At 67.8% G+C, this 24,960-nt stretch carries 23 protein-coding genes, 1 tRNA gene and 1 pseudogene; 9 read left to right on the top strand and 16 right to left on the bottom strand.

Going from position 1 to position 24,960, the window contains the following annotated elements; genetic code table 11:
* Nucleotides 1–20: 20 nt before the first annotated feature.
* The 7 genes from FG323_RS05075 to tviB all read right to left on the bottom strand — a co-directional run bounded on the left by FG323_RS05075 (nucleotide 21) and on the right by tviB (nucleotide 8,648).
* Complete coding sequence (locus tag FG323_RS05075) at nucleotides 21–1,895, bottom strand: heparinase II/III family protein (RefSeq protein ID WP_141453390.1); 1,875 nt, start codon at nucleotides 1,893–1,895, stop codon at nucleotides 21–23.
* A 10-nt stretch (nucleotides 1,896–1,905) separates the two neighbouring features.
* Nucleotides 1,906–3,213, bottom strand: coding sequence for a hypothetical protein (locus FG323_RS05070; RefSeq protein ID WP_141453388.1), 1,308 nt, complete (start codon nucleotides 3,211–3,213; stop codon nucleotides 1,906–1,908).
* A gap of 18 nt (nucleotides 3,214–3,231) precedes the next feature.
* Nucleotides 3,232–3,996 (bottom strand): polysaccharide biosynthesis protein, encoded by a 765-nt coding sequence (locus FG323_RS05065; protein ID WP_141453386.1) that lies wholly within the window; start codon nucleotides 3,994–3,996, stop codon nucleotides 3,232–3,234.
* Nucleotides 3,997–4,006: 10 nt separating this feature from the next.
* The gene (locus FG323_RS05060; protein WP_141453384.1) at nucleotides 4,007–5,602 is read right to left on the bottom strand and encodes an XrtA system polysaccharide chain length determinant; all 1,596 of its coding nucleotides are present in this window, start codon (nucleotides 5,600–5,602) and stop codon (nucleotides 4,007–4,009) included.
* Nucleotides 5,602–6,225, bottom strand: coding sequence for an XrtA/PEP-CTERM system exopolysaccharide export protein (locus FG323_RS05055; protein WP_141453383.1), 624 nt, complete (start codon nucleotides 6,223–6,225; stop codon nucleotides 5,602–5,604). Before FG323_RS05055 ends, FG323_RS05060 begins: the two co-directional genes overlap by 1 nt.
* Before the next feature lie 73 nt (nucleotides 6,226–6,298).
* Nucleotides 6,299–7,306: an NAD-dependent epimerase gene (locus FG323_RS05050; RefSeq protein ID WP_141453381.1), complete on the bottom strand. Its 1,008-nt coding sequence runs from the start codon at nucleotides 7,304–7,306 to the stop codon at nucleotides 6,299–6,301.
* 52 nt (nucleotides 7,307–7,358) lie between these two features.
* Nucleotides 7,359–8,648 carry a Vi polysaccharide biosynthesis UDP-N-acetylglucosamine C-6 dehydrogenase TviB gene (gene tviB, locus FG323_RS05045; RefSeq protein WP_141453379.1) on the bottom strand — a complete coding sequence of 430 codons (1,290 nt, stop codon included), beginning with the start codon at nucleotides 8,646–8,648 and terminating at the stop codon, nucleotides 7,359–7,361.
* 201 nt (nucleotides 8,649–8,849) lie between these two features.
* Here tviB and galE point away from each other — a divergent pair, with 201 nt between their 5' ends.
* Entirely contained in the window at nucleotides 8,850–9,866 is a 1,017-nt protein-coding gene (gene galE, locus FG323_RS05040) for a UDP-glucose 4-epimerase GalE (RefSeq protein WP_141453377.1), read from the top strand.
* A gap of 102 nt (nucleotides 9,867–9,968) precedes the next feature.
* The gene (locus FG323_RS05035) at nucleotides 9,969–11,018 is read left to right on the top strand and encodes a diguanylate cyclase (RefSeq protein ID WP_141453375.1); all 1,050 of its coding nucleotides are present in this window, start codon (nucleotides 9,969–9,971) and stop codon (nucleotides 11,016–11,018) included.
* Nucleotides 11,019–11,021: 3 nt separating this feature from the next.
* Here FG323_RS05035 and FG323_RS05030 read toward each other — a convergent pair whose 3' ends face one another.
* From FG323_RS05030 to FG323_RS05000, 7 genes are all read right to left on the bottom strand, one after another.
* Entirely contained in the window at nucleotides 11,022–11,873 is an 852-nt protein-coding gene (locus tag FG323_RS05030) for an alpha/beta fold hydrolase (protein WP_141453373.1), read from the bottom strand.
* Nucleotides 11,870–12,682, bottom strand: a complete 813-nt coding sequence (gene thiD / locus FG323_RS05025; RefSeq protein WP_141453371.1) for a bifunctional hydroxymethylpyrimidine kinase/phosphomethylpyrimidine kinase — start codon at nucleotides 12,680–12,682, stop codon at nucleotides 11,870–11,872. Before thiD ends, FG323_RS05030 begins: the two co-directional genes overlap by 4 nt.
* 41 nt (nucleotides 12,683–12,723) lie before the next feature.
* A complete protein-coding gene (locus FG323_RS05020; RefSeq protein ID WP_141453369.1) occupies nucleotides 12,724–13,401 on the bottom strand; it encodes a YoaK family protein in 678 nt (225 codons plus the stop codon).
* 118 nt (nucleotides 13,402–13,519) lie between these two features.
* A complete protein-coding gene (locus FG323_RS05015) occupies nucleotides 13,520–14,920 on the bottom strand; it encodes a PhoH family protein (RefSeq protein WP_141453368.1) in 1,401 nt (466 codons plus the stop codon).
* 115 nt (nucleotides 14,921–15,035) lie between these two features.
* Nucleotides 15,036–15,518 (bottom strand): peroxiredoxin, encoded by a 483-nt coding sequence (locus FG323_RS05010; RefSeq protein ID WP_141453366.1) that lies wholly within the window; start codon nucleotides 15,516–15,518, stop codon nucleotides 15,036–15,038.
* Nucleotides 15,519–15,523: 5 nt separating this feature from the next.
* Entirely contained in the window at nucleotides 15,524–15,880 is a 357-nt protein-coding gene (locus FG323_RS05005) for a ribonuclease E inhibitor RraB (RefSeq protein ID WP_141453364.1), read from the bottom strand.
* Nucleotides 15,880–16,440: a glycine cleavage system protein R gene (locus FG323_RS05000; protein ID WP_141453362.1), complete on the bottom strand. Its 561-nt coding sequence runs from the start codon at nucleotides 16,438–16,440 to the stop codon at nucleotides 15,880–15,882. The genes FG323_RS05005 and FG323_RS05000 overlap by 1 nt, the downstream gene beginning before the upstream one ends.
* A 161-nt stretch (nucleotides 16,441–16,601) precedes the next feature.
* On the opposite strand from FG323_RS05000, the gene dapA reads away from it, so the two are divergent.
* Complete coding sequence (gene dapA / locus FG323_RS04995) at nucleotides 16,602–17,510, top strand: 4-hydroxy-tetrahydrodipicolinate synthase (RefSeq protein ID WP_141453360.1); 909 nt, start codon at nucleotides 16,602–16,604, stop codon at nucleotides 17,508–17,510.
* Between the two features lie 15 nt (nucleotides 17,511–17,525).
* Complete coding sequence (locus FG323_RS04990; protein ID WP_141453358.1) at nucleotides 17,526–18,050, top strand: hypothetical protein; 525 nt, start codon at nucleotides 17,526–17,528, stop codon at nucleotides 18,048–18,050.
* Nucleotides 18,051–18,152: 102 nt separating this feature from the next.
* Here FG323_RS04990 and fdxA read toward each other — a convergent pair whose 3' ends face one another.
* Entirely contained in the window at nucleotides 18,153–18,476 is a 324-nt protein-coding gene (gene fdxA / locus FG323_RS04985; RefSeq protein ID WP_141453356.1) for a ferredoxin FdxA, read from the bottom strand.
* 320 nt (nucleotides 18,477–18,796) lie between these two features.
* On the opposite strand from fdxA, the gene FG323_RS04980 reads away from it, so the two are divergent.
* The 3 genes from FG323_RS04980 (at nucleotide 18,797) to FG323_RS04970 (ending at nucleotide 22,866) form a co-directional block, all read left to right on the top strand.
* Entirely contained in the window at nucleotides 18,797–19,501 is a 705-nt protein-coding gene (locus tag FG323_RS04980; protein ID WP_141453354.1) for a pirin family protein, read from the top strand.
* Nucleotides 19,502–19,630: 129 nt separating this feature from the next.
* Nucleotides 19,631–20,740 carry a PLP-dependent cysteine synthase family protein gene (locus FG323_RS04975; protein ID WP_141453353.1) on the top strand — a complete coding sequence of 370 codons (1,110 nt, stop codon included), beginning with the start codon at nucleotides 19,631–19,633 and terminating at the stop codon, nucleotides 20,738–20,740.
* Nucleotides 20,741–20,832: 92 nt separating this feature from the next.
* The gene (locus FG323_RS04970) at nucleotides 20,833–22,866 is read left to right on the top strand and encodes a M3 family metallopeptidase (protein WP_141453351.1); all 2,034 of its coding nucleotides are present in this window, start codon (nucleotides 20,833–20,835) and stop codon (nucleotides 22,864–22,866) included.
* A gap of 87 nt (nucleotides 22,867–22,953) precedes the next feature.
* Here the strand turns inward: FG323_RS04970 and FG323_RS04965 are convergent.
* Nucleotides 22,954–23,028: transfer RNA gene (locus FG323_RS04965), tRNA-Glu, on the bottom strand.
* 118 nt (nucleotides 23,029–23,146) lie between these two features.
* On the opposite strand from FG323_RS04965, the pseudogene pcnB reads away from it, so the two are divergent.
* Both pcnB and folK read left to right on the top strand, forming a co-directional pair.
* A pseudogene (gene pcnB / locus FG323_RS04960) lies at nucleotides 23,147–24,451 on the top strand (polynucleotide adenylyltransferase PcnB); the annotation flags it as partial.
* A 10-nt stretch (nucleotides 24,452–24,461) separates the two neighbouring features.
* A complete protein-coding gene (gene folK / locus FG323_RS04955; RefSeq protein ID WP_141453349.1) occupies nucleotides 24,462–24,953 on the top strand; it encodes a 2-amino-4-hydroxy-6-hydroxymethyldihydropteridine diphosphokinase in 492 nt (163 codons plus the stop codon).
* Nucleotides 24,954–24,960: the final 7 nt, after the last annotated feature.

Here is a 24,960-nt window from a genome sequence, read left to right as displayed (position 1 = left end):
TGAAACTGTGACGGACCGCATTATTGCTCGCTGAGTTCGACCAGATAGCCATTCTGGCCGCCTTCCACGTCCAGCCGCCAGCCGCTGCGGAACTCCTGCGCATCCACGCTGCTCCAGTCGTGCGCGCGCAGGGTGGCACCGGCCGGTTCCAGCACCCGGATCTTCAGCCGCCCGGCCTGCGCCTCGTTGCCCTGGATGCGTGGCTTCTCCGGCACGTTGACCTGGAAGATCGCGCGCGTGCCCGCGCCGAGCTTGAAGGTGTCGCGCACCAGCAGCTTGCGCCCGCCGAAATCGATGCGTCGCTGCCAGCTGTCCAGGGCGGGATTGCCGCGGTAGACCGGGGTCAGGTCGGCGGTCGCGGTCAGTCCGCCATCCGGATTGCGGGTCAGGCTGAGTTTGGATCGCGACTGCGGTGATTCGCACTGGTGCACGACCACGTCGCCGCGTGGCGCGGCGCATTGCTGGGCGTCGGGGTTGCTGCGTTCGAAGCGGACCACGTTGTGGACCGGCGTGCCCTGCTGGATGCCGCTGTGGCTCCAGATGTTCTCGCTCACCGCCAGCCAGTCGCGTGCGAACAGGGTGAACGAACCCTGGTCCTGGTGCGCATGGCTCTCGTTGTAGGGACCGGCGACGAACGATAGCCACATCGCGTCCTTGTCCCAGCCGGTGCGGGCGAACAGGTGGCCCGCGCCCTCGGCCAGGTAGATCAGATCGGTCGGCGCCGCGCCGCCTTCACCGGCGGGCAGCAGATCGTAGCGACTGTTGAAACCCTGGCTCATCCGCGGCACCGAGATGTGGCCCAGCCACCAGGACGACATCGCCAGCGCGGCCGGTTCCTGGGTCAGCTGGCGTGCTTCCAGCACCAGCCGGCGGTGGTAGTCGAACAGTTCCGGAATCGAGTTGCGCGCCTGGTCGCCGATCGGCGCGAAGCGGTCCATCGTCGGCACGGTGGCATGCACCCAATAAGCGATGCTGTCGTGGGCGTGCGGATTGGCGTTGGCCAGATCCTCGCCGGTGCTGTCGCGCCACAGCCGGTACAGCCCGAACAGGCGCATCTGCGCCGCGCCGTAGCCGGTGCCTTCGCGGCTGCCGCCGCCGGGCAGTCCGGCAAAGTAGGCCTGCAGCGGAGGCAGGCGGCGCTCGCGCAGTTCCTTCATCCAGGTCGGATTGCCGCTGACCAGCGCCCAGTACATGGTCGCTTCCAGGAAGCTGTAGTAGTAGTTGTTGCCGGGATTGTCGATCGACCAGCCGCTCCACGGATGCGCCTTTCCGCCCCATTGCGCCTGCGCCGGATGCCAGACATTCCAGACTGCCTGCTCGGCGTAGTCGGACCAGCGCTTGCGCCGGGCGGTATCGATGTCCGCGGGGCAGCTGTGCAGGGTCATCGCCAGATCGGCCAGATGCGGGCCGACTTCCAGGTAGGAGTCACCGGAGATTGCCGGACGGCCGCCGGAGGCGATCGTCGCTTCGGCTTCGGACACCTGCTGCTCGACCATGCGCACGGCCAGATCGCAGTACTTGGCGCCATCGCTGAGCAGGAACATCAGCGCCGCGTCGCCGGCGGCGAACGCGTAGCCGGGGCTGCCAGCCACCGCGCTGTCGACCCAGCCGCGGAAGCGCGAGTACGCCGACGAACGCCGGTCCACCCGCGAAAGTTCGAGGTTCAGCGCATCCTTGCCGGTCGCCGCCGCCGTCGCGGGCGCCGCCGGCGATGGTGCCTCGGCCGGTGGAGGCGGCGGCGTGGCGGCCTGCTGTTCCGGCAGGCCGGCGCCGGTTTCGCTGCACTGGCCCATCGCCGCGGCCAGCAGGGCCAGCGCCAGCAGGAACACGCTGGGCCAGCCATGACTCTTCATGCGCGAAGCGGGCGACGGGGAAGGCGAGGGGCGCGTGCGCATGATGGCGGCCTCAGCGGTTGGTGTAGGACACGCTCAGATAGACGATGTTCTGCGAGACGTCCTGGCCCAGATCGGTGCTTTCGCGCTTGTAGCGCTCCCACAGCAGGCCCAGGCTCCAGTGCCGCGACCATTCGTAGCGCAGGGTCGCGCCCAGGCGGGTGGTCTTGTCCTCGCGATTGAGCACGGTGTATTCGAGCTTCTCGTGGGTCGCGTAGGTGCCCAGGGTCAACGACTGCCGCACCAGCCAGTGCAGGTCGAAGCGCGCGCCGCGGTTCTTCTGGTCGAACTCGTCCGAATCCACGTAGTTGCGCTTCTGCACGTACGGTGAAATCGAGAAGTTGGTGCGGGTGCTGGTGAACTGGTAACCCAGGTCCAGGCTGCGCACCTCGTACGGCGACGCGTTGACGATGGCGTCGCCAGTCAGCACGTGCTCGGGTACGGTGGCCGGCGCGTCGGCTTCGATGCCGCGCAGCGCATCGGTCGCGGTATCGGAGAACTGGCTGGCGACGGCGGCGGTGAACTGGCTGCGAGAGGTGGGGTTCCACTCCGCGTCCAGGCGAATCAATGGATCCGAACGGCTCTCGCCCTGCCGGTAGTCGATGCGCGAATAGCCCAGGTCGGCGCCCAGCTCGAAATGCGCCAGCGTGCGCGAGTAGCGGGCGAAAAGATCGTAGCGGTTGTAATCGCGGGCGACGATATCATTGTCGAAATCCACCCGCTGCGCCTGGAAGTTCGCCGACATCCGGCTGGTCGCCGAGAATTCCTTGATCGCGCGCAGGGCGGCGGCGATGCGCTGCGAGTTGAATTCGTCGGTGATCTCGGCGTCGCTGTTGACGTAGCGCAGCTCGGCCTGGCCGCGCAGCGCGGAGCTCCAGTTGAACAGCAGGGTCGGGCCGAGCGAGAACACGTTGACCTGCTGGCGGTTGCCGGGCGCATCCGGCGCCAGCGCATTGACCGGCTGCACCGACAGGTTGTCCTCGACGGTGAAGAACAGGCGCTCGGGAATGGCGATCCAGTTCATCCGCCCACTGAGGGTGCCGTCGACGGTATCGTCGAACACGTCGTCCTCGTAGTCCCGATACTCCACCCGTCCGCCCAGGCTGAGCTGCAGCGCCGACAGGTTTTCGGTGACCGTGAATCCCAGGCCCGCGCGCAGGTAGCGCTGCTGGATCGGATCGAAGGGCGCGAGGGTGACATTGTCGTTGTCCTCCACGCCCAGGTCGACGGTGTAGTCGACCCGGGCGGCCCAGGCGTCGGCCGAGATCCCGGCGAGCGTGGCGGCGGTGATGACCGAGGCTCCCACATACTTCATCGGCATGCGCCTGCTCCTTGCTTATCAGGGAATCTGGTTGAAGACCACGCCGGCGACCTTCTCATGCGGGAAGCTGGCGACGGCCTTCTCGATGTTTTCCGGAGTCGCCTTGCCGTAGCCGGCGACCAGCACGACCAGATCCGCCAGTTCGGAGAGGATGCGCGCGTCCGGCGAACCCAGCACCGAGGGGCTGTCGAGGATCAGGTAGCGGTCGGGATAACGGCTGCGCAGCGAATCGACCATCGCCCGCATCTTGAACGAGCTGTAGGCCTCGCCGCTGGTCTCGCGCTGCGGACCGCTGGGAATCAGGCGCAGGCGTGGCACGCCGGTGCGGTAGATGATCCGCGCCAGGTCGCCCTCGCTGTCCTCCAGGTAGTCCATCAGCCCACCGTGGCCGGCGTCGATGCGCAGCGCGGTGTGCTGGGTGGGATGCAGCGCGTCGCAATCGACCAGCAGCGCCGATTTGCTGTCGTCGAAGGCGAACGCGGCCGCCAGGTTGCGGGCGACGAAACTGCCGCCGCAGCCGTGGGTGACCGGCGCGACCAGGGTGACGAAGTTGCGCTCGCCGCCCAGCGCCAGCAGGCGCGTGCGCAGCTCGCGGAAGGCGTCGGCCTGCTCGCGTACCGAATCATTGCGGTGGATGACCCGGCGCTCCTCCAGCTCGCGCGGCGTCAGCGCCTTGGGTTCATCCATGAGGGCCAGGGAGCGGGCGGTGTCGGCGCGGTTGGGCACGCCTTGCGAACGTTCGTTGTCCGGGGTCACGAGCGGTTCCAGAGTGGCTTGTTGCATGGCATCGTCCTCAGGCTGCGGCCATCTGCTTCAGCCCGAAGGCCAAGGCATAGGCGAGGACGACGACGACGAGCATGCCGATGCTCAGCGCGTTGCGCTTGAGCTGCAGGCGGCGATCGTGCGGCGACGCGTAGGCCGGCACCGAAGTCAGCAGCACCAGGCCGGTGGCCTTCTGCAGCTGGCGGGCCGAGCGGATGCGCGGGTCGAAGCGGGCGCGCAGGAACAGCAGGCCGATCGGCAGCGCGACCGCCACCAGCAGGCCGGCGATGGCGAAGTGCAGGAAGCGCAGGCCGGTCGGGCGCAGCGGCATCGTCGCCGGATCCTGCACGCGCAGGGTCAGGCCACGCTTCTCGCGATCCAGCTCCATCGACACGCGGGCGTTCTCGCGCCGGCGCAGCAGATCCTGGTAGATGTCGCGGTTGACTTCGTAGTCGCGAGTCAGCTCGGCCAGCGCGCTTTCCGATTCGGCGATGCGACGGCTGCGGTTGAGTTCATCGTTGAGCATCGATTCGGCGATCGACATCCGCGACTGGGTGGCCGCCACTTCGCGCCGGGTCTGTGCCTGCTGGCTGCGCAGTTCCTGGTACAGCGGGTTCATCTGGGTGTCGTCGAACGGGCTGTTGCCCTGCGGCGCCTGCGCGCGGCGCTGCTGTTCGTTGGTCATGGCCTGCTGGAGATCCGCCATCTGGTGGCGGATGCGGACCACGTCCGGGTGCTGTTCGGTGTAGTTGAGCAGCAGCCGATCCAGCTGGCCCTGCAGTTCCAGCAACTGCGCGCGGTACAGGCTTTCGCGGGTGGCGACCGCGGTCACCGCCGATTCGCCCGACAACTGGGAGGCGATCGCTCCTTCGCGCGAACGCTGCTCCAGCAGCGACATCCGGGTCTGTTCGACCTGGGTGCGCAGGGCGCTGATGCGGGTGTTGGCGTCGGTGGCGCTGCCCGGCTGGGCGTCTGCGTTGGCCGAGCGGTAATCGCGCAGCTTGTTCTCCGCTTCCATCAGCTTGGCGTGATAGTCGGTGACCTGGCTATCGATGAACTCGTAGGCCTCGCGGCTCTCGCGTTCCTTGGCGGCCAGGCTTTCCTGGATGAACAGCGCACCCAGCCGCTCGGTGACGTCATAGGTGCGCTTGGCGTCGGTGTCGCGGTAGGTGATCTGGACCAGGTTCGGACGCGGGCTGGTGATGGCGATGCGGCCCTTGATCTGCTCCATCAAGCGGTCCTGCTCCACCGGCGTGGGCTTGCTGTCCAGCCAGCCGCCGGCCTTCAGGCCTTCCTCGAGCACCTTGCGGCTGTAGATGACCTGGCGCGCGATGCCTGCCCGGTCCACCACTTCGGTGGCCACTGCGCGACCTTCCAGCAGCGGCTGGATGATGTCGCTTTCCTGGGCCAGGATGGTGGTGGAGGCAGTGTAGTTCTTGGGCAGCACCAGCAGGCCGATGACCAGCGTCAGCAGGGCGATGGCGGCGAAGATCGCGGCCATCGCCAGGCGGTTGCGCTTGGCCTCCTCCAGCAGGATCGGGACCAGTTCGTTCGGGGTCAGCGTGGTCGCGGCGGCCTGCGGCGCGGTGATCGCGCGGCGGGCGACGGGAAGGGGATTGTTGCTCATCAGAACGTCCGCTCGGGCACGGTGATCACGTCGCCGGGGGAAACCGGGTAGTTGGTGCTCAGGTCACCCCGGTTGAGGATGCGGTCCAGCCGCACGGCGTAGGTGCGGGTTTCCTCCGCGCTCTTGCGGTGCAGATCGGAACGGTCCGGCGCGGCGAACTCGGTGATGCCGCCGGCGGCCAGCACGGCGTCCAGCACGGTCATGCCGGGGCGGTAGGGCAGCGACACCGGCTGGCGCACGGCGCCGGTCACGCGCACGCGCGAGAGGTATTCGTGGCTGCGCAGATCGGTGAGGATCACCGCCACCTGCGGATCGCGCACGAAGGCGGCCAGCTTGTCCTGGATGTCCTTGGCGACTTCCTGCGGGGTGCGGCCACCGGCGGAAACGTCGCCCACCAGCGGCACGGAGATCATGCCGTCCGGGCGGACCGGCACGGTGATGCCGAGTTCCGGATTGCGCCATACCGACACCTGGACGATGTCGTCCACGCCGATGTGGTAGGCGTCGGTGGCCATCGTGGTGGTGGCGACCGGCGGCGGCGCGTCGCTGCCCGAGGTGGTGGCGCACGCGGCGAGCAGTAGCGAAAGACCTGCGGCAGCAAGGCCGGCAAGGGCGCGTCTCATCGGAAGTTTCCCCTGTGGTGTGGATTACCCGGGAAAACGCGGCGGACGACCGAAACCGGCCAAGCGGAAGGGCTCAGACCCGGTAGAAATCCTGGTACCAGTCGACGAAACGGCGCACGCCGGTCTCGATCGGCGTGGACGGCGCGTAGCCGGTGTCCCGGCTCAGCGCGCTGACGTCGGCGTAGGTATCCGGCACGTCGCCCGGCTGCAGCGGCAGCAGGTTGCGCTCGGCCTTGCGGCCCAGGCAATCCTCCAGTACCTCGATGTAGCGCAGCAGCTCGACCGGCTGGTGGTTGCCGATGTTGTACACGCGGTACGGCGCGCTGGAGGTGGCCGGGCTGGGCGCCAGCGGGTCGTAGTCCGGATCCGGCCCGGGCACCCGGTCCAGGGTCCGGATCACGCCTTCGACGATGTCGTCGATGAAGGTGAAGTCGCGGGTGTGGCGGCCGTGGTTGAACACGTCGATCGGTTCGCCGGCGAGGATCTTGCGGGTGAACAGGAACAGCGCCATGTCCGGCCGGCCCCAGGGACCGTAGACGGTGAAGAAGCGCAGGCCGGTCGTGGGCAGGTCGAACAGGTGGCTGTAGGTGTGCGCCATCAGCTCGTTGGCCTTCTTGCTGGCCGCGTACAGGCTGACCGGGTGGTCGACGCTGTCCTCGACCGCGAACGGCAGCTTGCGATTGGCGCCGTAGACCGAACTGGAGGACGCGTACACCAGGTGCTCGACCCGGCGATGCCGGCAGGCTTCCAGGATGTTGGTGAAACCGACGATGTTGCTGTCGATGTAGGCGTGCGGGTTCTCCAGCGAATAGCGCACGCCGGCCTGCGCGGCCAGGTTGACCACCCGCTGCGGGCGGAAACCGTCGAAGGCCTGCTCCAGCGCGGTGCGGTCCTCCAGCGCGGCGTTCACGAACCGGAAGCCCGGCTGCGGCAGCAGGCGATCCAGGCGCGCCTGCTTCAGCCGCGGGTCGTAATACGGGTTGAGGTTGTCATAGCCGAGCACCTCGTCGCCGCGCGCCAGCAGGCGCTCGCTCAGGTGATAGCCGATGAAGCCGGCGGCGCCGGTGACCAGTACGCGCATGAAAGCCCTTGGACGGTTCGGATGGGGAGTCCGACGGTAGGCGGAGCCGTGTCTAGAGGCTGTCGTCGACCGCCGCGCGCGGCAGGGCGCGCTTGACGTCGAATAATACCGCGCCGGGCTTGCCGAAGCCGCGGATGCCGTCCACGCCCAGGGCGATGAACTCGCGGTGCGAGACCGCCAGGATCACCGCGTCGTACGTGCCCGGCTGCGGCTCGCTAACCAGTTCCAGCCCGTATTCCTCGCGCGCCTCGGTCGCGCTCACCCACGGGTCGTGGATATGCACGTTGGCGTTGTAGCTGCGCAGTTCGGCGACGATGTCCACCACCCGGGTGTTGCGCAGGTCCGGGCAGTTCTCCTTGAACGCCAGGCCCAGGATCAGCACGTTGGACCGGGTGGTCTGCAGACCGCGCTGGCCCATCAACTTGGCCACGCGCTGGGCCACGTGCCCGCCCATGCCGTCGTTGATCCGGCGGCCGGCCAGGATCACGTCCGGGTGGTAGCCGATCTGCTGGGCCTTGTGGGTCAGGTAATAGGGATCCACGCCGATGCAGTGGCCGCCGACCAGGCCGGGGCGGAACGGCAGGAAGTTCCATTTGGTGCCGGCGGCTTCCAGCACCTCGTGGGTGTCGATGCCCAGGCGATGGAAGATCAGCGCCAGTTCGTTGATCAGGGCGATGTTGACGTCGCGCTGGGTGTTCTCGATGACCTTGGCCGCCTCGGCGACACGGATGCTGGAGGCCTTGTGGGTGCCCGCGGTGACGATCGCCCCGTACAGCGCATCGACGAAGTCGGCCACCTCGGGAGTGGAACCGGAAGTCACCTTGGTGATGGTTTCCAGCCGGTGCTGCTTGTCACCCGGATTGATCCGCTCGGGGCTGTAGCCGGCGTAGAAGTCATCGTTGAACACCAGCCCGGACTCGCGCGCGATGATCGGCACGCAGACTTCCTCGGTCGCGCCGGGGTAGACGGTGGACTCGTAGATCGCCACGCCACCGGGACCGATCGCGCGGCCGACCGTGCGGCTGGCCGATTCCAGCGGGCGCAGATCCGGGCGCTTGTACTCGTCGATGGGCGTGGGGACGGTGACGATGAAGACGTTGCAGCCCTTCAGCGCCTCGGGATCGTCGCTGAAATCGAGTTGGGCGGCTTCCTTGAGCTCGGCTTCCGAGACTTCCAGGGTGTGGTCGTGGTGGCGGCGCAGCTCCTGCACGCGCTTGCCATTGATGTCGAACCCCAGCGTGGGGAAGCGGCGCCCGAAGGCCGTGGCGAGCGGAAGGCCGACGTAGCCAAGGCCGATGACGGCGATCTTGACCTGGTCGAGCGCGGGCAGTGAGGCATTCATCAAACGTCGTTCCCCTGTGGTGGACATGCGACCGCTGAAGTCTAGCGGGTGTGTACGCCGGGAAACGCGCAAACCATCGCGAAGAGGACAGCCGGGGCCCCGGACACGGGGTTGGCCTGTCCGGCGCGGTCCTCGCGTATCACGGGATGGAGCACGGCCCATCCCGGGCCGGGCCATGGGACGAATCGACGGGAACGGGGAATGCGTATCCTGCTCTGTGGCGGTGCCGGCTACATCGGCGCGCACACTTATGTGGAACTGGCCGCGCGCGGCCACCACGTGCACATCGCCGACAACTTCTCCAACAGCTCACCACGGGTGCTGGGCCGGCTGGAAAGGATCACCGGCCAGGCGCCGGTCTGCCACACCCTGGATCTGCGCGACCGGGCCGCCATCCATGCGCTGTTCGATGCCCACCCCTACGATGCCGTGGTCCATTTCGCCGCGCTGAAATCGGTCGGCGAATCCTGCGAACGTCCCCTGGATTACTTCGAGAACAACATCGGCGGCACCATCCACCTGCTGCAGGCCATGCGCGCGTCCGGCGTGCGCCGCCTGGTGTTCAGCTCCTCGGCCACGGTGTACGGCGATCCGGAACAGGTCCCCATCCATGAAGAAGCGCCGCTGCGGGTCACCAATCCCTATGGACGCACCAAGCTGGTGATGGAAGAGTTGATCGGCGACCTGTGCCGTGCGGATCCGGACTTCCATGTCGTCAACCTGCGCTACTTCAACCCGGTGGGCGCGCACGTGTCCGGATTGATCGGCGAGGATCCCGCCGGCATCCCCAACAACCTGATGCCCTATATCTGCCAGGTGGCGGTGGGCCGGCGCGAACGCCTGCACATCTTCGGCGGGGATTACCCGACCCGCGACGGCACCGGCGTGCGCGACTACATCCATGTGACCGATCTGGCGCGCGCGCATGCCGACGCGCTGGCCGCACCGGCGCATGCGGGCGGCAACCTGACCGTCAACCTGGGCACCGGGCAGGGCGTCAGCGTGCTGGAACTGGTGCGGGCCTTCGCGCGGGCCTCGGGACGGGAGATCCCCTACGAGATCGTTGGGCGCCGCACCGGCGACGTGGCCGAGGTCTACGCGGATCCCTCGCGTGCGCAGGCATTGCTGGGCTGGCGCGCGGGCCTGGATGTCGACGCCATGTGCGAAGACGCCTGGCGCTGGCAGTCGATGAATCCACGCGGGTACGAGGCGGCCTGACCCGACGTACGCGGGCGCACGGCGCCTGCGCATGCGTTCGCCGCTGGACGCTGCCGGCCCGTTCGCGGAGAATCCGCCGGACGGAGCCACCGACCGCTTGTCTTGCCACTGGAACGCGCAAACCGCATCGACGAGCAGACCCGCAGCCGCTTCGGCTTCCGTACCTATCGGATGCGGGTGCTGGGACTGGGGCTGGGCACGATCTGCGTCGGCGCGGTCCTGCACGAACACGGCGACGGTCCCGGCCTGTGGCTGTTGCTGCTGTTCAACGGCCTGGTATGGCCGCACCTGGCCTACTGGCGCGTCCGTCGCAGCGCGGATCCGATCAACGACGAATACCGCAACCTGACCTTCGACGCCGCGATGGGCGGCTTCTGGGTCGCCGCGATGCGCTTCGATGCCCTGCCCAGCGCGCTGCTGGCGGTGATGTTGACCATGGACAAGGTCATCATCGGCGGCCCGCGCTTCGGCGCCCGCACGCTCGGGGCGATGGCGCTGACCTGCCTGGCGGCGAGCGCGGCCTGGGGATTCGCCTTCGAACCACGGACCAGCTACCCGGTGGTACTGGCCTGCCTGCCGTTCCTGGCGATCTATCCGATGGCGATCGGCTTCGCCACCCACGCCATCTCGCGCAAGGCCCAGCAGCACAAGGATCTGCTGGAGAAGATGGCACGCTTCGATGCCGCCACCGGCCTGATGAACCGGCAGCAGTGGCTGTACGCGGTGTCGGTGGAACTCAACCGCTACCAGCGCGCGCGCCGGCCGGCGGTGCTGGTGCTGATCGACATCGACCATTTCAAGCAGATCAACGACACCCGCGGGCACACCATCGGCGACGGCGTGGTGGAGGAATTCGCGCGCCTGATGAAGGCCTGCCTGCGCGATGCGGACACCGGCGGGCGCTATGGCGGCGACGAATTCGGCATCGTCATGCCGGAGACACAATGGGAGGACGCGATCGTCGCGGCCGAGCGCCTGCGCCGGCAGGTGGCGGCCTACGCATTCACCCGCGACGGCCTGCGCTGCACGGTCAGCATCGGCCTGGCCGAGATCAGTCCGTCGATGGCGACCGTGAGCGACTGGATCGACGCCGCCGACCGCGGCCTCTACCAGGCCAAGCGCAAGGGCCGCGACTGCATCGTGGTCGGCTGAGCCTCAGTCCGCGTCGTCCGTTCCGCACAGCGCGGTGGCGACACCGTCGGGTTGCTTCATCCAGGCGAAATGATCGGCGTGGGTGCCCAGCGCGCGGGCGTCCAGCCGCAACACGTGCTTGCGCGCGCGCGGGAATTTCACCAGCAGCCCGGCCAGCGAGGCCGGCGGCGCCAGCCAGTCGCGGTTGAACAGCACGCCGCGGATCGCAGGAGCCGCCCCGGCCATGGCCGCGTCCAGATCCGCGTCCAGCCCGACGGCGGCATAGTGGCCGCTCAGGCCCACCGTGGCCCAGTCGCCGATCAGGCCGCGCGCCTCCTCGCCGCCGAAGCCCAGCCGCCGGCCGGGAAAGGTGCCGCGTCGGCGCGCCAGCCAGATCGCGAACTGGTAGAACCACGGCAGCAGCCAGCCGCGTGGCGGGGCGAAGGTTTTCCAGTACGGAGTGCCGCTGGCGACCAGCCACAGCCGCTCGAACGCCTGCGGATGCAGGCCCAGGTAGCAGGCGGCCAGTTGCCCGCCCAGGCTGTGCCCGCCGATGAAGCTGGCGGAGCCGGCGGCCTGTGCCCGCACCAGCGCGTGGCTGGCCGGCAGATCCTCGGTGAGCAGTTCGCGATAGCCCCAGTCGTGCCGGCGATCCGGGCGCAGGTTGCTGCCGCCGTTGCCGCGCCATTCGTGCAGGTACACCGCGACGCCGCGCGCGGCCAGCGCCTCGGCGAACGGCAGATAGTGACGGGCGGCGACGCCGAGCGCCGGCAGCCAGAGCAGATGCACGCGAGGTTGTTCCGGCACGCGCGCGGCCAGTGTCCAGGCATGGCCATCGGCGCTGGCCGCCGGCAGTTCGCGGGCGTCGATGTTCATCGGCAAGGCGAGGCTCCGAAATGGTCCAGGACGACGACCGCGCTGCGGCCGGGGTGATAGCCCTGCTTCAGTGCGGCATGCACGTAGTCGGAGGCGGCGAAGCAGGCGTCGGCCAGCGCCATGCCGCGGCACAGGTTGGCGGCGATCGCCGAGGCCAGGGTGCAGCCGGTGCCGTGCGCTTCCAGCACCAGGCGCGGATGGGAAATGCCGCGCACGCCGGAGGCGTCGGCGAACAGATCGGTGACGTCGTCCGCGCCCGGCAGGTGTCCGCCTTTCAGGAACACCGCCTTCGCGCCCAGCTCGCGTAGGGCGAGCGCGGCGGCATGCATGTCGTCCAGGCTGGTGATCCCGCGGCCACCGAGCAGCAGCTCGGCTTCCGGCAGGTTCGGCGTGACCACGCTGGCCAGCGGCAGCAGGTGTCCGCGCAATGCCTGCAGGGCGCTGTCCTCCAGCAGCTTGGCGCCGCTGGTGGCGACCATCACCGGATCCACCACCACGAATGCCGGCGCGCGCGCGCGCAGGACCCCGGCGACCGTGCCGATGACGTCGGCAGTGGCGAGCATGCCCAGCTTGGCCACGCGCACGTCGAAATCCTCGAAGCAGGCGTCCAGCTGCGCGCGCAGGAAATCCATCGGCGGCACGTTCACCGCGATCACGCCGCGGGTGTGCTGGGCGGTCAGCGCGGCGATGGCCGACAGGCCATGCACCCCATGCGCGGCGAAGGTCTTGAGATCAGCCTGGATGCCGGCGCCACCACCGGAGTCGGAGCCGGCGATGGTGAGGGCGGAAACCACGGAAGGATGCGTCATGGCCGACATTGTGCCATCCGTCCGCGCCGCGGCGACCCGGGCTATCCGCGCGCGGACCGGTGCACGCGCCAGTGCCGGTAGATCACGTAGCCCAGTCCGGTCATGCCGGTCAGCAGGGCCGGCGCGAACAACGCTTCATAGCTCCAGCGCCGGAACAGCCAGGCGCCGATCACGCCGCCGGCCAGGAAACCGCTGATGATCAGCCCGCTCAGGGTGAGCCGGCGCATCGGCAGCGGACGTCCGCGGATCAGGTGGCCCAGGCCGATGCCCAGGTCGGTGAACATGCCGCTGAGATGGGTGGTGCGCACCAGCGCGCCGCTGTAGGTGGTGACCATCGCATTCTGCAGGCCGCACGCGGTGGCGGCCAGCAGCCCGCCCCAGATCTGTTCCTGCTGGAACAGCGGCACCGATGCCGCCAGCAGCAGCGCTTCCACCGTCAGCACCACGCCGTAGCGGCGCCCGAGCTGCAGGGTCTGGTCCTGGATGATCAGCCCGCTCAGGGTCGCGCCGAGGCAGAAGGCGATCAGCACGCCCCACAGGTGGGCGATGGAACGGCCGTCGCCGGCCGCCAACGCCGCGCCGAGCAGGCTGGTGGTGCCGGTGAGATGGCTGATTGCCTGGTGTTCGAAGCCCAGGAAGCCGATGACGTTGACCATGCCGGCCACGCAAGCCAGCGCAATCGCGCCGATCCAGACCCAGCGCGGAAGTTGCATGCCCATGTGCAGGATGGATTCGCCGAACCAGCGGACGAGTCTATGCGATCAGCCCCGTATCCGCCTTGCCGCGGGTGCGCGGCGGCGATGCCGGCGCGAACCGGCATCGCCACCGGCGTGCTTCTTACAGCACTTCCGAAGCGTAGTCCGCCAGTCGCGAACGTTCGCCGCGGCGCAGGGTGATGTGCGCGCTGTGCGCCCAGCCCTTGAACCGATCCACCGCGTAGGTGAGGCCGGAAGTGGTCTCGGTCAGGTAGGGCGTGTCGATCTGCTCGACGTTGCCCAGGCAGACGATCTTGGTCCCGGGGCCGGCGCGGGTGATCAGCGTCTTCATCTGCTTGGGGGTCAGGTTCTGCGCCTCGTCGAGGATCAGGTATCGGCTCAGGAAGGTGCGGCCGCGCATGAAGTTCATCGAACGGATCTTGATCCGGCTGGCAAGCAGATCGTTGGTCGCCGCACGGCCCCAGGCACCGCCTTCCTGGTTGTGGGTGAGCACTTCCAGGTTGTCGGTCAGCGCGCCCATCCATGGGGTCATCTTTTCCTCCTCCGTGCCGGGCAGGAAGCCGATGTCCTCGCCGACGCTGACGGTGGCGCGGGTCATGATGATCTCGCGATAGCGCTGCTGGTCCATCGTCTGCGCCAGGCCGGCCGCGAGCGCCAGCAGGGTCTTGCCGGTGCCGGCGGTGCCGAGCAGGGTGACGAAATCGATTTCCGGATCCATCAGCGCGTTGAGCGCGAAGTTCTGCTCGCGGTTGCGCGCGGTGATGCCCCACACCGCATGCTGGCCGTTGCGGAAATCATCGACGATGGTGAGCGTGGCCTTGCGATCCGCGCCGACCTTGACCACCCGCAGCTCGACCTCGTCGTCGCCGGGCAGGTACAGGTACTGGTTCGGATGCCAGTCCTCGTCGTCGGCCAGGGTGATCTCGTAGCTGGTGCGGCCCTTGTCGCTCCAACTGCGCAGATCGGCGTTGTGCTTGTGCCAGAAATCCTCGCCCAGCTCGGTGGCGCCGGTGTACAGGAGGCTGAAATCGTCGAGCGCGCGATCGTTCTCGTAGTCCTCGGCGGCCAGTCCGCTGATCGAGGCCTTGATGCGCAGGTTGATGTCCTTCGACACCAGGATGACCGGGACTTCCGGATGTTCCTCGCGCAGTTCCAGCACCGCCGCCAGGATCTTGTTGTCCGGCGCGACGGTGCCGAAGGTGCGGCCCGGGTCCACCGGCTTGACCTGGAAATACAGCTTGCCGATCTGTCCGCGCGCCTTCAGCTGCAGGCCCTGCGGATGGGTCAGGGTGATGCCGGCCTGGATGTGGTCGGCGCCGGCGCCCACGATCAGTTCGTTGAGGAAACGGCTGACCTGGCGGGCGTTGCGGCTGACTTCGGAGGTGCCCTTCTTGGCGTTGTCCAGTTCCTCGATTACCTGCATCGGCAGGAACACGTCGTGTTCTTCGAACTTGAACAGCGCCGTGGGGTCGTGCATCAGCACGTTGGTGTCCAGCACATAGATGCGCTTGCTTCGGGTCATTCAGGCAGCCTCATGGAGGATGATATGTGTGAACACGCGCCGCGGAGAGCGCACAGCAGCGAACCACCACGCCCGCCGCGACTCGGGATGGTGGAGGAAAGGGAGCACGGTTCGATCACTGGGCCTGGAGCGCCTTCAATGCGTCCAGCACGGCCTGGGCATGGCCGGGAACCTTGACGCCGCGCCACTCCTGGGCGAGGCGGCCGCCGGGCGAAATCAGGAAGGTGCTGCGGACCACGCCGAGCACCTTGCGGCCATACATGTTCTTCTCGTGGATCACGTCGAAGGCCTGGCACAGCTTCTCGTCGGCATCGCTGACCAGCGGGAACCTGAAGCCCTGCTTGGTGCAGAAATTGTCGTGCGACTTGACCGAATCGCGCGACACGCCGAGCACGCCGGCATTCAATTTCTTGAACTTCGGCAGCAGCGCGTTGAAATCCAGGCCCTCGGTGGTGCAGCCGGGCGTGCTGTCCTTCGGATAGAAATACAGCACCAGCCACTGGCCGGCATGGTCGGCGAGGGTGGCGGTTTCGCCGCCGGACAGCGCCAGCGGCAGCTTAAGGGTAGATTTGGGCAGGGATTTGCCGACGGTAACCATCGTGTTCAGGCGTCCAGGGCGGGGGTAGGACCGACATCCATGCCATCGTAGGTGCCGATGCCGTGGTCCGCAGCCAGCGCGTAGAAGTGTTGGTTACGCTCGTGGAGTGAGAGGACCGAGTGCGACTCGATGCGTTCCATATGTAGAAAGTAGTACTCATCCTGCCCTTCGTCGAGCTCTGGCACAAACAAATCGACGAACGAGTAACCTTCCCGTTCCAGCACTTTCCTCAGATTCCCAAGCTTGACCGGTGAGGAATCCGTGAAGAAATAACCCCACAGCATCGGGCCATCGATATTCCAATCCGTCTTCTCGCGGATATCACAGAACATCGCTTCGAGGGCCGGAATGTCAATCGCCATCAGAACTTCATCGGATCCATGATCGCGTCCAGGTTCAGATGGTCGCAGAATTCGAGGAAATCGTCGCGTAGCGCGGCGATGTGCATGTTGGCCGGCACTCCGATGGTCACCTGCGCCGAGAACATCTCCGCGCCGGTCTGCATGGCGCGGTAGCGAGTGCTCTGCAGGTTCTCGATGGTGATGCCCTGGCGGTCGAAGAAGTCGGCCAGCTGGAACAGGATGCCCGGCTTGTCGGCGGCCACCACTTCCACGATGTACGGCAGCAGGTTGGACTGCACGACCTTGGGGCCGGTGCGGTACCAGACCAGCTTCAGGCCTTCCTCGCGCTCCAGCCGGGTCATCATCGCCTCCAGCTTGGCCACCGAATCCCAGGAACCGGTCGCCAGCGCGGTCACCGACACGTCCCGGCCGACCGTGGACAGGCGGGCATCGACCAGGTTGCAACCGCTGTCCGCGATCCGGCGTGTCACCGCCAACAGCGGGGACTCCGGATGCGTCGTATAGGCGTTGATCAGGAGGTGGTTTTCGTTCGGCGAAGGCCGGGGCGTGGGATCGGTCAAAGCGGCTTCCGGCAGGGCGGCGAGTCTGAATGGCACCCCGGGCGGGCGCCCGGCACGGGATCCAGCATACTTGCCCGCGCTTTCACGCCGCAAGTAACATCGCAGGGTGCGCGGATTCCGCGCCGCCCCTGTTCAACGAAGACGTTCAAGAAGGCAAACGCTTGTCCCTTTCCGGCAGCATTACCGCACTGGCCACGCCGTTCACGGACGCTGGCGAACTCGACCTCGACGCCTGGCGCCGACTGCTCAAACGGCAGATCGACGGCGGCACGCAGGGCGTGGTCGTCGCCGGTTCGACCGGCGAGGCGGCCGCGCTGTCGGACGAGGAATACGAGCGGCTGCTGCGCGTGGCGGTGGAAATCCTTGGCGGCCGCATTCCCGTGCTGGCCGGCACCGGGCAGATGAACACCGCCAAGACCATCGCCCAGACCCGCCGCGCGCAGGTCGCCGGCGCCGACTACGCGCTGGTGGTCACCCCGCCTTACGTGCGTCCCACCCAGGCCGGCCTGGTCGCGCATTACCGCGCGGTGGCCGAGCAGGGCGGCCTGCCAGTGGTCCTGTACAACGTGCCGGGCCGCACCGGTTGCGATCTGTTGCCGGAGACGGTGGCCCAGCTCGCGCCGCACCCGCACATCATCGGCATCAAGGAAGCCCGTTCCGAGCCCGAGCGCATGACCGCGCTGCTGGCGCTGCGCAACGACGGTTTCGTGATCCTCAGCGGCGACGATCCCACCGCCGGCCGCGCCATGCTGGCCGGTGCCGACGGACTGATCTCGGTCGGCTCCAACGCGCTGCCGCGCACCTTCCGCCGGCTGTGCGATCGCGCCCGCGCCGGCGATGCCGCGGCGGTCGCCGCGCTCGACGCCGACCTCGGCGACATCTATGGCTTCCTCGGGGTGGAATCCAATCCCATCCCGGTCAAGGCGCTGCTGCAGCGCCAGGACATCGGCAGCGGGCTGCGCCTGCCGCTGCTGCCGCTGTCCGAGGCCCACCACGACACCGCGAACCGTCTCGCCGAACACGCGAGCCGGCTCGAAGAACAATCCAGCCGCGAAACGATCGCGGCCTGAACCCAGGAGAACACCATGCGTTTTTCGCCTTCGCTCATGCGTCCGCTCGCCCTCGCGCTGCTGGCCGTTTCCGTGGCCGGCGGCCTGTCGGGCTGCAAGTGGTTCAGCAAGAAGGGCGCCAAGGGCGACTATGCGCTGAGCCCGGAAATGCGTCCGCTGGAAGTCCCGCCGGATCTCAACCCGCCCAGCACCGCCGGCGCGATGAACCTGCCGGCCACCGCTTCGCAGGTGCAGTCGCAGGGCCAGGGCAGCGCGCCGGCCGCCGCTTCCAACACCGGCTTCAACGCCACGGGCAGCCGCGACGAGGTGTTCACCAAGGTCGGTGATGCGCTCGGCGGCATCGAGGGCGTGACCATCGCCAGCCGCGCGCAGCTGCTGGGCACCTACGACGTGAACTACGAAGGCAGCAACTTCCTGGTGCGCGTGGTCGGCGTCCAGGCCGGCGCCTACGTGTCGGCGGTGGATCCGCGCGGCCTGCCCGCACAGGGCGAGGCGGCCACCAAGCTGATTGCCGCGCTCAAGGCCAAGCTCGGCAACTGAGCCCGGGCGTCTACCGGAAACGAAAAAGGCGCCGCAAGGCGCCTTTTTCATGTCCACCGCGAGGGGCGCGGGGCGATTCGCCGATTTGCCGGCGCGCGACGATCAACGTTCCAGCAGCGGCAGCTTGCCGGGCTTGCCTTCCCATTCCTTGGCGTCGGGCAGCGGTTCCTTGCGGGTGGTGATCACCGGCCAGGCCCGCGACAGCTCCGCGTTCAACTGCACGTAGTTTTCCTGCCCGGCGGGGACGTCGTCCTCCGGATAGATCGCATTGATCGGACATTCCGGCTCGCACAGCGTGCAGTCGATGCACTCATCGGGATCGATCACCAGGAAGTTCGGACCCTCGTGGAAACAATCCACCGGGCAGACTTCCACGCAATCGGTGTACTTGCATTTGATGCAGTTCTCGGTGACGACGAAGGGCATTGGCAGAACATCAAAACGGAAAACCCCACAAGTTTAATGCAACGCACTCATCCGGATGACATTGATTGCGTTTCGCGTCCTTGAAGCGTCGCCGGACTCCCGGCCCGGCCTGGAGTGGTGCCGGGCAAGCGCAGGAAGCGGACGGCGGATACGGGTGTCAACAGGTCAGCGAGAGGCCGATTCGTTCCGTTTCTTGCGATTCGATGCGGTCTGAAAGTCTAATTGTCTCAAAATTGGAACAGCTCATTGGCCGGCGGGCCGTTTATCCTGCGCGTGCGGAACCACATCCTTTCGCCAACGTTTCCCGTGGAGGTTCCCCGATGATCACCCTGCGTCCGGCCGCCGAGCGCGGTCACGCCAACCATGGCTGGCTGGATTCCTGGCACAGCTTCTCGTTCGCCGGCTACTACGACGACAACCACGTGCACTGGGGCCCGCTGCGGGTCATCAACGAGGATCGCGTGGAAGCCGGGCGCGGCTTCGGCCAGCACGGCCACCGCGACATGGAAATCATCAGCTACGTGCTGGAAGGCGCGCTGGGCCACAAGGATTCGATGGGCAACGCGTCCAGCATCGTGCCGGGCGACGTCCAGCGGATGAGCGCCGGCACCGGCGTGCAGCATTCGGAGTTCAACTACAGCGAATCCGGCGCCACCCACTTCCTGCAGATCTGGATCATCCCGGATCGCCAGGGCGTGCCGCCTTCGTATGAGCAGAAGGCGTTCTCCGCCCAGGAAAAGCAGGGCCACCTGCGCCTGATCGCCAGCCCGGACGGCGCGGACGGCTCGGTGGGCATCCATCAGGATGCCCGCGTCTACGCCGGCCTGTTCGACGGCGACGAGAAGGCGGAACTGCGCCTGGCCGAAGGCCGCCTAGGTTACGTGCACGTCGCCCGCGGCGAGTTGACGGTCAACGGGCATGCGCTGGCGGCTGGCGATGCCCTGCTGTACGACGGCGAACCGCTGGTCAGCGTTGCCGGTGGTCGCAGCGCGGAAGTGCTGGTGTTCGATCTGCCGAGGATCTGATCAAGAGGGCCGGGCCGGACTGCGGGCAGCATCGCGCCATCCACGGCCCGCGGGCGGAAGTGGGATAATGCCGGGCGACCGTTCCCACCCTGCTTCCACTTCCGCCTTTCACTCGGACATTCCCGCTCCATGTCGCATCGTCACTGGGTGGCCGCGTCCATCCGCAGGATCGAAGCCGATTTCAACCGCTCGGCCGATACCCACCTGATTCCGCTGTCGCTGCCGGGCTATCCGGACATCGATTTCTATTTCAAGGACGAATCCAGTCATCCCACCGGCAGCCTCAAGCACCGGCTGGCGCGATCGCTGTTCCTGTACGCGCTGGCCAACGGCTGGTTGCGCGAGGCGGCGCCGGTCATCGAGGCGTCCAGCGGATCCACTGCGGTATCGGAGGCCTACTTCGCGCGCTTGCTCGGCCTGCCGTTCATCGCGGTGATTCCAGCCAGCACCTCGCCGGAGAAAATCGCCGCGATCGAATTCCAGGGCGGTCGCTGCCACCTGATCGAACGCGCCTGCGATCTCGACGAAGCCTCGCGCCAGCTCGCGCGCGAGACCGGCGGGCATTTCATGGATCAGTTCACCTACGCCGAGCGCGCCACCGACTGGCGCGCCAACAACAACATCGCCGAATCGATTTTCAAGCAGATGGCGGCCGAACCGCACCCGGTGCCGGCCTGGATCGTCTGCAGCCCCGGCACCGGCGGCACCGCCGCCACCCTCGGCCGCTATGTGCGCTACCGCCAGCACGCCACCGACATCCTGTGCGCGGATCCGGAAGTCTCGATGTTCTACGACGGCTACCGGGAAGCACTGGCCGGTCGGCCCTGGCGCGAGTTGTCCAGCACCGGCGGTTCGCGTATCGAGGGCATCGGCCGGCCACGGGTGGAAGCCAGCTTCCTGCCCAGTTGCGTGGACGCGATGGTCAAGGTGCCGGACGCGCTGTCGCTGGCGGCGATGCGCGAGGTCAGTGCGCGGCTGGGACGCCGGGTCGGCGGTTCCACCGGCACCAACTTCGTGGGCGTGCTGTGGGCGGCGCAGCGAATGAAGCAGGCCGGGCAGGCGGGTTCGATCGTGACCATCCTGTGCGATGCCGGCGAACGCTATGCGCATAGCTACTATGCCCCGGAGTGGTACGCGGGCAACGGCATCGACGTCAGCGGCAGCGACGCGGTGATCGCCGCCGCCACCGCCGGCGAACGCCTGCCGGATTTGCCCTGGACGGCGCAGGCCTTGGCCTGACCCGGCTCACCGGCGCCCGCTTGCATCCGCGCCGGTCGCCTCCACTCTGGAAGGGAACCTGCCTTCCAACGCCTGATTCCCGGAGTCCCGACGTGACCCTTCCGCTGCTCGATTTTTCCGGCCTGCCGCGCTTCGACGCGATCAAACCCGATCAGATCACGCCCGCCATCGATCAATTGCTGGCCGAGGCGGACGCGGCGGTGAAGCGGGCCGAAACGGTGGCGCCGGTGGAGTGGGACAATTTCGTCGTGCCGCTGGACGACGCCACCGAGCGCCTGTACCGGGCCTGGGGCCAGGTCACCCACCTGCAGGCCGTGGTCAACACCCCGGAACTGCGCGAGGCCTACAACGCCAACCTGCCCAAGGTCACCCGATTCGGCAGCGCGCTGGGGCAGAACCTGGCGCTGTACGCGCAATACAAGGCACTGGCGCAGTCGCCCGAAGCGAAGGATTACGACGCCGCGCGGCGCAAGGTGCTGGAAAACGCGCTGCGCGATTTCCGCCTCGGCGGCGCCGAACTGGACGAAGCCGGCAAGGCCCGCTTCACCGCCATTCGCGAGGAACTGTCGGCGTTGGCGGCGAAGTTCTCCAACAACGTGCTGGACGCGACCGATGCGTGGGCGCTCTACGTCGAAGACGAATCGCGGCTGGCGGGCCTGCCGGCCGACGTGCTGGCGGCCGCCCGTGCGCAGGCGGAAAAGGACGGGCGCGCCGGCTGGAAGTTGACCCTGCAGATGCCGTGCTACCTGCCGGTGCAGACCTATGCCGAGGATCGTGGCCTGCGCGAACAGCTCTACCGCGCCAGCGCCGTGCGCGCCTCCGAACTGGGCGACGACGCCGGGCTCGACAACAGCGCGCTGATTGATCGCATCCTGGCGCTGCGCACCGAACTGGCGGCGTTGCTCGGGTTCGCCAGCTACGCGGACTATTCGGTCGCCACCAAGATGGCCGACAGTCCGCAGGCGGTGCTGGCGTTCCTGCGCGATCTCGGCGCACGCGCGCTGCCGCACGCGCGGCGTGATCGCGCGGAACTGGAGGTGTTCGCGAAGGACGAGCTCGGGCTGGATGATCTGCAGGCCTGGGATCTGGCCTGGGCCAGCGAGAAGCTCAAGCAGGCGCGCTACAGCTATTCCGGGCAGGAAGTGAAGCAATACTTCACCGAGCCGAAGGTGCTGGCCGGCCTGTTCGATCTCATCCATGCGCTGTACGGCCTGCGGGTCGAACCGGACCAGGCGCCGACCTGGCATCCGGACGTGCGCTTCTACCGGCTGGTCGGCGGCGATGGCCAACTGGTCGGCCAGTTCTATCTCGATCTCTACGCCCGCGAAGGCAAGCGCGGCGGGGCCTGGATGGACGATGGCCGCAACCGCCGCGAGCGCGGCGCGGGGCAGCGCGCGCAGACGCCGCTGGTGTATCTGGTCTGCAACTTCGGCCGGGGCGCCGAGGGCAAGCCGGCCACCTTCAGTCATAACGAGGTCACCACCTTGTTCCATGAAATGGGCCATGGACTGCATCAATTGCTGACGGCAATAGGCGAGCTGGCGGTGGCCGGCATCAACGGCGTGGAATGGGACGCGGTGGAACTGCCCAGCCAGTTCATGGAGAACTTCTGCTGGGAATGGGAGCGCGTGCGGACGATGACCGCGCACGTGGATACCGGCGCACCGCTGCCGCGCGATCTGTTCGACCGGATGCTGGCGGCGAAGAACTTCCAGAGCGGCATGGCGACCGTGCGCCAGCTGGAGTTCGGCCTGTTCGACATGCTGCTGCATGCCGGCGGCATGGATCCGGCCGGCGACAGCGTGCTGGCGCTGCTGGAGCGCGTGCGCGACGAGATCGCGGTGAACCGGCCGCCGAGCTGGAACCGCTTCCCGCACCAGTTCAGCCACATCTTCGCCGGTGGCTATGCCGCCGGTTACTACAGCTACAAATGGGCCGAGGTGCTGAGCGCCGACGCCTACGCCGCGTTCGAGGAAACCCCGGGGCAACTGGCCGACACCGGCACGCGTTTCCGCCTGGAAGTGCTGGCGCGGGGCGGCAGCCGCGGGGCGGCCGAGAACTTCCGCGCGTTCCGCGGGCGCGAGCCACGCATCGACGCGCTGCTGCGGCACAGCGGCATGGGCTAGGCGAGGGGAAGGGCCGGCGGACGTGCGGACCGAAAAGTCGCCGCCGGTACCGCGGGAGCGGGCCCGCGAGGTGACTTCAAGCCGGAATGGCGCTCCCTAGGGGACTCGAACCCCTGTTTTAGCCTTGAGAGGGCCACGTCCTAACCACTAGACGAAGGGAGCGTTTGGGTGATGCCGGCGAAGCGCATTAGTATATGCGGCTACCCCGGCCTTCGGCAATCGCCCGTCCCGGGGCACGAGACCACCTGACGGAACCGCCACCATTACCCCGAACACCGCCCTGCGCATCATTCCCCGCGACCAGCACCCGATCTCGCGCAAGGACATCAGTCCCAATGCCCTGCGCGTGCTGTACCGGCTGCGCGATGCCGGCTTCGCCGGCTACCTGGTCGGCGGCGCCGTGCGCGACCTGCTGGTCGGCGGCCATCCCAAGGATTTCGACGTCGCCACCAACGCCACCCCGGAGCAGGTCAAGCAACTGTTCCGCAATTGCCGCCTGATCGGCCGCCGGTTCCGGCTGGCGCATGTGGTGTTCGGCAGCGAGATCATCGAGGTCGCCACCTTCCGCGCCAACAGCGACGACGGCAGCGGCGATCGCGAAATGGAAAACGGCCGGCTGGTGCGCGACAACGTCTACGGCACGGTCGAGGACGACGCGGTGCGCCGCGACTTCACCGCCAACGCGCTGTACTACGCCATCGAGGATTTCTCGGTGCGCGATTACGTGGGCGGGTTTGAGGACGTGCAGGCGCGCACGCTGCGGCTGATCGGTGATCCCGAACAGCGCTATCGCGAGGATCCGGTGCGCATGCTGCGCGCGGTGCGGCTGGCGGCCAAGCTGGATTTCTCGATCGAGGCGGCCACCGCCGAACCGATCGCGCGACTGGCGCCGCTGTTGTCGGACGCCGCGCCGGCGCGGCTGTTCGAGGAAATCCTCAAGCTGTTCCTGTCCGGCCACGCGGTGGCCAGTTTCGAAGGCCTGGAGCGGTTTGGCCTGCTTGGCGTGTTGTTGCCTGAAACCGCGGCGGCGCTGGCGTCCAACCGCAGCGGCGCGCTGCGGCGCATGCTGATCGAGGGGCTGGCCGGCACCGACCGGCGGGTGGCCAACGACGAGCCGGTGTCGCCGGCGTTCCTGTTCGCGCTGCTGCTGTGGCCGGCCTACTGCCGCGCCCTGATGGCGTTGCAGGCGCAGGGCGTGCACGCGGAGGAGGCGCAGCGCCGCGCCGCCGATCGGGTCACCCTGCACCAGCTCAACACGGTCGCGCTGCCGCGCAGGTTCTCGTTGCCGATGCAGGAGATCTGGCTGCTGCAGACCCGCTTCGGCAACCGCCAGCGCAAGCGGGTCATGCGCCTGCTGAGCCATCCGCGCTTCCGCGCCGCGTTCGATTTCCTGGTGCTGCGCCTGTCCGCGTCCAGCGAACACGCCGAGGACGTGGCGTTCTGGCGCGAAGCGCAGGCGCAGTCGCCCGAGGCGCTCGCCAGCGCGCTGGTGTCCGCCGCCGGCAGCCCGGACGAGGAGGGTGGTCCGCAGGGTCGCCGCCGCCGTCGCCGCCGTCGTCGCAGCAGCACCGCCTCGCCGGAATGAACCGGTCGAGATGATCCCACCGAGCGAGGCGTTTGTCGGCCTGGGTGCGAACCTGGGCGACGCCCGGGCCAGCCTGCTGGCCGCCGCCGCGCGCCTGGCGCGGCTGCCGGAAACCGAATGCGTGGCGGTGTCGCGGCTCTACCGCACGCCGGCCTGGGGCCTGGAAGCGCAGCCGGATTTCATCAATGCGGTGGCGATGCTGCGCACTTCGCTTGAGCCGCTGGCGCTGCTGGAACACCTGCTGGCCGTCGAACGCGAGTTCGGCAGGGATCGCGCCCGCGAACAGCGCTGGGGACCGCGGCGCCTGGATCTGGACCTGCTGCTGTTCGGGGATCGAATGCTGGACGTGCCCGGCCTGCAACTGCCGCATCCGCGCCTGCACGAGCGCGCCTTCGCGCTGGTGCCGTTGCTGGAACTGGCGCCGGACATCCTGATTCCGGGCGTCGGTTACGCACGGGATGCAGTGTCCGGCCTGGAAAGCTCGAATATCCAGCCGTTATGAGCGGATA

Source organism: Pseudoxanthomonas sp. z9 (assembly GCF_006542425.1).
In the GTDB taxonomy this organism is placed as follows: domain Bacteria; phylum Pseudomonadota; class Gammaproteobacteria; order Xanthomonadales; family Xanthomonadaceae; genus Pseudoxanthomonas_A.
Note: the sequence above shows the minus strand (reverse complement) of the source record. Positions and strands in the feature narration are given on the sequence as shown.